The sequence below is a fragment of the Paraburkholderia caffeinitolerans genome, assembly GCF_902859945.1.
GTDB lineage: Bacteria > Pseudomonadota > Gammaproteobacteria > Burkholderiales > Burkholderiaceae > Paraburkholderia > Paraburkholderia caffeinitolerans.
On the sequence record NZ_CADIKL010000120.1, the window covers coordinates 1 to 923 of the forward strand.

Sequence of the window (923 nt, forward strand, 5' to 3'; positions counted from 1 at the left end):
TTCGCGCTGCTCGGCAGCTCGGGCTGCGGCAAGTCCACGCTGCTGCGCATGCTCGCGGGCTTCGAAACGGCCACCTCGGGCAAGATCTTCGTCGACGGCGAAGACCTCGCGACGCTCCCGCCGTATCGCCGCCCGGTCAACATGATGTTCCAGTCGTACGCGCTGTTCCCGCACATGAGTGTGGAATCGAACGTCGCGTTCGGCCTCAAGCAGGAAGGCGTGCCGAAGAACGAGGTCCGCGAACGCGTGGCCGATGCGCTCAATCTCGTGCAGATGAGCCGCTATGCCAAGCGCAAACCGCATCAGCTTTCGGGCGGCCAGCAGCAGCGCGTCGCGCTCGCGCGCTCGCTGGTCAAGCGCCCGAAGCTGCTGCTGCTCGACGAGCCGATGTCGGCGCTCGACAAGAAGATCCGCCAAAAGACCCAGCTCGAACTCGTGAACATCATCGAGAAGGTCGATGTCACCTGTGTGATGGTCACGCACGACCAGGAAGAGGCGATGACGATGGCCAACCGCCTCGCGGTGATGAGCGAAGGCCGCATCGTGCAGATCGGCGCGCCCAATGACGTCTACGAATTCCCGAACAGCCGCTTCTCGGCCGAGTTCATCGGCTCGACCAACCTGTTCGAAGGCAAGGTCGTCGAAGACGAGCCCGATCACATCTACGTCGAAAGCGAAGACCTCGAAACGCGCATGTACGTGAGCCATGGCATTACCGGGCCGCTCGGCATGCCGGTGGGCATTTCGGTGCGTCCGGAGCGCGTGCGGGTCTCGCACGAGAAGCCCGGCACGCCGCACAACTGGGCGCGCGGCGTGGTTACCGACGTCGCCTACATGGGCAGCTACTCGCTCTATCACGTGCGCCTGCCCGGCGGCAAAACCATCGTCTCGAACCTCTCCAGCTCGCACCTCATGAACGAGGG

General features: G+C 63.9%; 1 protein-coding gene. It reads left to right on the top strand.

What is annotated here, in order from left to right; genetic code table 11:
* Positions 1-923 (top strand): ABC transporter ATP-binding protein (locus tag HV773_RS36535; protein WP_175198559.1); only part of this gene is annotated, 923 nt, incomplete at both ends.